The organism is Acinetobacter sp. GN11 (assembly GCF_054823985.1).
On record NZ_JRVL01000123.1, the window covers coordinates 1 to 5,411 of the forward strand.

Below are 5,411 nucleotides of genomic sequence, written 5' to 3' on the forward strand. Positions count from 1 at the left end.
TCGAGGGTTCGAATCCCTCTCTCACCGCCAGAATTGAAATTTAAAGAGGCTTAAACCTAATGGGTTTAGGCTTTTTTATTAACCAAATATTAAAAACAGCCTCGAAAAAACCGATAATTTTCTGATCTTATTTAAGCCATAGATTAAATCAAACATTTTAACTCAATGAAAAATCTCACTTCTTTAGCTAAACAAGCAATTAACTTAGATAACAATTTAAATTTACCTTTTTCAATTTATTCAGCCTATAAAGAACAAAAAATTAGAAATGTTCCAATTACGAAACCATTACTCATCGCTATTTTAAGTGGTGTTAAAGAGTTAGGGAGAACTGAAAATATTGTATGTGAAGCCGGTTCTTTTATATTTCTATCAAATAGCGCCAGCATTGATATGCGCAACATTCCAAATCAAGAAGAATATTTTGCGCTCCTCATCGAATTCGATTTTGATGACTTTAAAGACCTCCCAAATCCGTCAGGAACTTCTAAAAAATTTGTACAAGGCCAACTCAACGCCTTACTCGAAAATGCACTTTCTCAATTTATAGATTTTTCTCTCATTGCGCCGCCTTCTGTTTTTAAATTTAGAAGAAAAGAACTTTTAGAACTTATTTATCATTCTGGTTACACCGACATCTCTAGCCTAAACATGACTACCAGCTTGAGTGAAAAAGTTCAGGCATTAATTTCTGATCATCTATCTACAGAACTCACAGCTGAATTTATCGCATCCCAACTTTTTATGAGTTCATCGACACTAAGAAGAAAGCTAAAAAGTGAGGGAAACAGTATTCAAGATATTCGCAATAGAGTAAGACTGGGGCATGGATTGCACTTAATTCATACTACTAACACTAGTATTGGAAATATTGCATTTGAATGTGGCTACCAATCTCAATCTAGATTTACAGAACAATTTAAAAATTTGTTTGGGATCACCCCTCGTGAACTACGCAAAACCAAAATGCTTACTTAAGGCGAAATTATGGCAAATCTGCGTATAAAAAAATTTAAGAAGAAAACTTAAGATCTTTTGCACACTAAAAAAGGTCTTAAGAAAGCAGATGAAAAAAGTAGCAGTCATTTTATCGGGTTGTGGTTATTTGGATGGTTCTGAAATTAGAGAATCTGTTTTAACCCTATTAGCTTTAGACACAGCCAATATTGAATATCAAATTTTTGCACCTGATGAGCCTTTGTTTCATGTCATCGACCATGTGAGTGGCGAAATAAATAAGACTGAGCGGAGAAATATTTTACAAGAAGCAGGACGAATTGCCCGAGGTGAAATTTCCTCACTCGATCAACTTAATGAAAATGAATTTGATGGCCTTCTTCTTCCGGGTGGATTCGGAGTCGCAAAAAATTTATCAACTTTTGCCTTTAAAGGAGCAGAAGCAAGAGTACATTCTACAGTTGCCTCAATTTTAAAAGCCTTTCATCAAAGTAAGAAACCGATCGGGGCAATTTGCATATCCCCTGCACTATTAGCACTTACTTTTGGAGACTTACACCCAAATATCACTTTGGGGTCTGACGTTAACACTGCTAAGGAAATTGAAAAAACGGGTTCGATTCATCATCTTTGCCAGACCTCAAGCTGCGTGGTCGATAAACAAAACTTATTTGTTACCACGCCTGCCTATATGGATGACCAAGCTGGTTTAAAGGATGTCTTTTTAGGAATTAAAAGTTTAGTTAATGCCATGACAACTTTGACAAATTAAGGTATTTGATTAGGGATAGAAATTGCTATCCCTTTATTTGGTTGCGTTCTTTAATAGATCCTGGGCAATACCTACTAGTGATGGGCCTTTACAGTGACAGAGAAAACTAACTGAACACTTTCCCCCTTTCAATTCTAAAGACTATTGGTCTTTGTTTTATTAATGTTAAGGATGATAAGGTTACATTTTACGATATGGGTAACTACTACGAGATCTGGCAGAAAGATCGTGAGTCAGGGCGCCCACTGACAGTAGAACGTAATTTCTTACGATTCGTATCTGGAGCCACGCCTGCGAAGTGGAATATCCAGGATGGAACTTGGGACTAATGTAATCTGAACATCTGATACAACTCACACTCTTAATATGTATTAGCTCAGATTTGACCTGACACAGCTATGGCACAGATCTAAACCTAATCTGACAGGCAGCTCCGTGCCATAAGCGGACGCAATTACCCTCATCGGCTCTGCGATAATTATGATTCTGGAAGAACAGAATGCATCCTCTGCCACGTCAGAATTAATCGTGTATTGATAAAATAGATAGCTTTTTTTCGAAATGTTTTTCCATATTTGTTATATGGCGAAAGGGAATTTATATGTCATAAATGCACTACAGGAATATTAAAGGAAATGATCTTATGTCATTTTATGACCTTAGGATCGAAGCGCAGGCGTTACCGCAGGCTTGGCACTCTCAAGTATTAGGCCACATAGGGGACGCAAATCTCAAAGTTCTGCGAATGGATGAACGCTCAATAATTGAAGAGGTACATGAGTATGACGAGGGGTTACTGGTCATTGACGGATGTCTGGAACTGCGTGTTGGAGGTAAAAAAATTTCTGTAACCTCTGGTCAGCTTTATGTAGCCAAAGCCGGAGTTCCTCATACCGTGGAAATTGGCAGCTTTGGCACACTGGTAATCATCGACTTACCAGAAACATAAACTGTTTTTTGCCCTCAGAAGCGCATACCATGAATCAATTCAAAGTGTAGTTAGCAGGGGGGGGATGACTATATTTCGCTCAAAGCAGACTGTCAGATTCGATTGTGTGCTGCCAGTGAAAACCGTCAGATCAAGTCTGAGCTAATACACTTAATACGACCCGGTGACATTAGTCTCACCGGGTTTTACTAGATAATTGAGCCCCTATCACAATATATTTAAGCCTTTATCCCTTTATTTGATTGCGTTCTTTGTATAAATCTAATCAACGATAAGTAACTTCGCACCATTCAAGCTAAAAGACTGGTGTGGCTCTGAATTGTCTCCGACTTGATAACTCATCCCTGAAGTTAAAGTGAATGTTCGGCCATCTTTCAATCTACTTTCTAACTCCCCTTCTAGACAAAATAATATATGCCCTTTTTCACACCAATGGTCTGCTAAGTAATTTGCTGAGTACTCAACAAGTCTTACTCTAATTTTATTTGTTTCTTCACCAAAAAATTGAGTTTTCCAATAAGCTTTTCCTGTTTCACCGCTATATTCAGTGACTTCAATTTCTTCCCAGTTTGTAATTTGAAATGGAAAAGGCGCGATATTCATAATTTTTTCCAAAGACGTATTATTGTATTTTCAACTTATAGACAAATTCAATTTTTGCAAACGATTTATTAATAAATCATAAAGATACCAGCAGGCCCAAACTCTCACGCTTAGGCCTTCCTTCTTTAAACCTACTCAGACAACGCTAATAACTTCTGAACGTACTCAACCGCATTATCCGCTATATCTTGTTGAGTCGGAACATCATCATCTTCTGAAGGGTTTGTGTCTAAACCATAAAATGCATGAAGTGGTTGATAGTCCGCCCCAACATATAAAGCCGTTAGCTTAAATGGAGTAAAAATCTGCTCTAAAGAAAGGTTATATCCACCATACTCTGAATAAACTTTTTCTTTCACTCCAGCAGACAAAGCCAACATAAACTTCTTATTTTTAAGCTTGTCGCCTGTTGAGCCGTAAGCCCAACCATAAGTCACAACTTCATCAATCCATTGTTTCAAAAGCGGTGGACAGTTAAACCAATACACTGGAAATTGAAATACCAAATTTTCGTGCTCTTCGACCAGTGCTTGCTCTTTGGCAACATCAATCGCACCGTCTGGATAGGCTTGATAAATTTGGTGAACTGTAAATTGATCTGGATGTTTTTCTAGTTCCTCTACCCATCTTTTATTTACAACAGACTGGTCTATGTGAGGGTGAGTAACAATGACTAATGTCTTTTTCATTATGAAAACACTCTTATCGAAAAGTTGATAAATCGATTATAGAAGTGTGCTTTCCTAAATATAAGTACGGTAATTTGTATTATATACTATACTAAAAGATAGTGTAGATTTTAAAAATGACTGAATGCGTTCCATCACATACGCCATTAGAAGAGACAGGTTTTGGCTATACCCTTTCTTTGATTAATGGCAAATATAAAATGATTATTATGTATTGGCTGTATGAAAGAAATGTCATGCGTTTTAATGAGATGCAACGCTGCATTGGCAATATTTCATTTAGAACACTCAGCAATACACTTAAAGAATTAGAAAGAGACGAGCTTATTACTCGCAAGGAATATCCTCAAATTCCGCCTAAAGTTGAGTACCCTCTTTCAGAAAGAGGACAGTCTTTGATTCCTTTATTAGATATGATGTGCAATTGGGGCGAGCGCAATAAGTCGTCTTAGTTTTATAGACTTGAAGTGATACTAAATATGAGAAATGAATTAAGAGAAATTTTTATTAAGGGATGCGACGATAAAATTGAAAAGAAGGGAGACAATGTCGGTCTATCTTTTTATGCTTTTTTTAAAAATAAGAATGATAACCCTGAGTTACTGATGGAAGCAGCGCATTGGTGGATTATGGAGCATAAGCTAGATCACTTCGAGAAGGCGGTTAAGATTAAAGAGTTGGTTTTGAGTGAAAGTTAGAAATAGTGTCATTTAAAAAACTTAGATTTAATCTGACAGATACTCTGAGAAATGGGTAACTGTCAGATCTGGTTTAAGCTAGTACACTTAAGCCAAATGGTTTAAGTCTTCTATTTGGTTAAGAGTTATTAAGAAGCTAATTGGGTGATAATTATTTGAGCGTTCTCATGGCTCTGTTCAGCTGCTTTCTCAATCCATTGTTTAGCTATTTCATAATTCTTAGAAACACCTAAACCTTTAGCGTATAAAATACCTAGGTTAAACTGAGCATTCGCATTACCTTGGGTTGCCGCTTTTTGATACCACTCTACTGCTATCTTATAATCTTGAGCAGTACCATCTCCATACTCATACATAACGCCCAGACTATATTCACCATCGGCGTTTCCTTGTTCCGCTGCCTTTTCAAACCATTGCTTTGCTATTTTATAATCCTGTGCAACTCCTACCCCATTTGCGTATAAATTACCTAAATTGTATTGAGCATTAGATCGTCCTTTTTCAGCTGCTTTTTGATACCACTCAGCTGCTAATTTATAATTCTGAGGTATACCATTCCCATTTTCATAGATGACTCCAAGATTATATTCAGCATCTCTATTACCTTGTTTGGCAGCTTTTTCGAACCACTGTCTTGCTAAGATATAATCTTGAGGAACACCCAAACCTTGAATATAAAAAAGGCCCAATTTTACTTGAGCATCTGTATCTTCTTGTTGCGCCATATTTTTAATTTCTTCAAT

8 protein-coding genes are annotated in these 5,411 nt (G+C 36.8%); 5 read left to right on the plus strand and 3 right to left on the minus strand.

Annotation, left to right across the window (positions count from 1 at the left end):
• The first annotated feature begins 165 nt into the window (after positions 1-165).
• The 3 genes from NL42_RS11850 (at position 166) to NL42_RS11860 (ending at position 2,678) form a co-directional block, all read left to right on the plus strand.
• Positions 166-978 (plus strand): helix-turn-helix transcriptional regulator, encoded by an 813-nt coding sequence (locus tag NL42_RS11850; RefSeq protein ID WP_461312892.1) that lies wholly within the window; start codon positions 166-168, stop codon positions 976-978.
• Between the two features lie 88 nt (positions 979-1,066).
• Positions 1,067-1,729, plus strand: a complete 663-nt coding sequence (gene elbB, locus NL42_RS11855; RefSeq protein WP_461312893.1) for an isoprenoid biosynthesis glyoxalase ElbB — start codon at positions 1,067-1,069, stop codon at positions 1,727-1,729.
• Between the two features lie 643 nt (positions 1,730-2,372).
• Positions 2,373-2,678, plus strand: a complete 306-nt coding sequence (locus NL42_RS11860) for a cupin domain-containing protein (RefSeq protein ID WP_461312894.1) — start codon at positions 2,373-2,375, stop codon at positions 2,676-2,678.
• A gap of 261 nt (positions 2,679-2,939) precedes the next feature.
• Here NL42_RS11860 and NL42_RS11865 read toward each other — a convergent pair whose 3' ends face one another.
• Positions 2,940-3,281: a DHCW motif cupin fold protein gene (locus NL42_RS11865; protein ID WP_001017481.1), complete on the minus strand. Its 342-nt coding sequence runs from the start codon at positions 3,279-3,281 to the stop codon at positions 2,940-2,942.
• A gap of 131 nt (positions 3,282-3,412) precedes the next feature.
• On the minus strand, positions 3,413-3,970 hold the full coding sequence (locus NL42_RS11870; protein ID WP_461312895.1) for an NAD(P)H-dependent oxidoreductase: 558 nt from the start codon (positions 3,968-3,970) through the stop codon (positions 3,413-3,415).
• 116 nt (positions 3,971-4,086) lie between these two features.
• On the opposite strand from NL42_RS11870, the gene NL42_RS11875 reads away from it, so the two are divergent.
• The gene (locus NL42_RS11875; RefSeq protein ID WP_461312896.1) at positions 4,087-4,422 is read left to right on the plus strand and encodes a winged helix-turn-helix transcriptional regulator; all 336 of its coding nucleotides are present in this window, start codon (positions 4,087-4,089) and stop codon (positions 4,420-4,422) included.
• A 27-nt stretch (positions 4,423-4,449) separates the two neighbouring features.
• Complete coding sequence (locus NL42_RS11880; RefSeq protein ID WP_005078562.1) at positions 4,450-4,668, plus strand: DUF6500 family protein; 219 nt, start codon at positions 4,450-4,452, stop codon at positions 4,666-4,668.
• Between the two features lie 128 nt (positions 4,669-4,796).
• Here NL42_RS11880 and NL42_RS11885 read toward each other — a convergent pair.
• On the minus strand, positions 4,797-5,411 hold a 615-nt coding region (locus tag NL42_RS11885), incomplete at its 5' end, for a tetratricopeptide repeat protein (protein ID WP_461312897.1).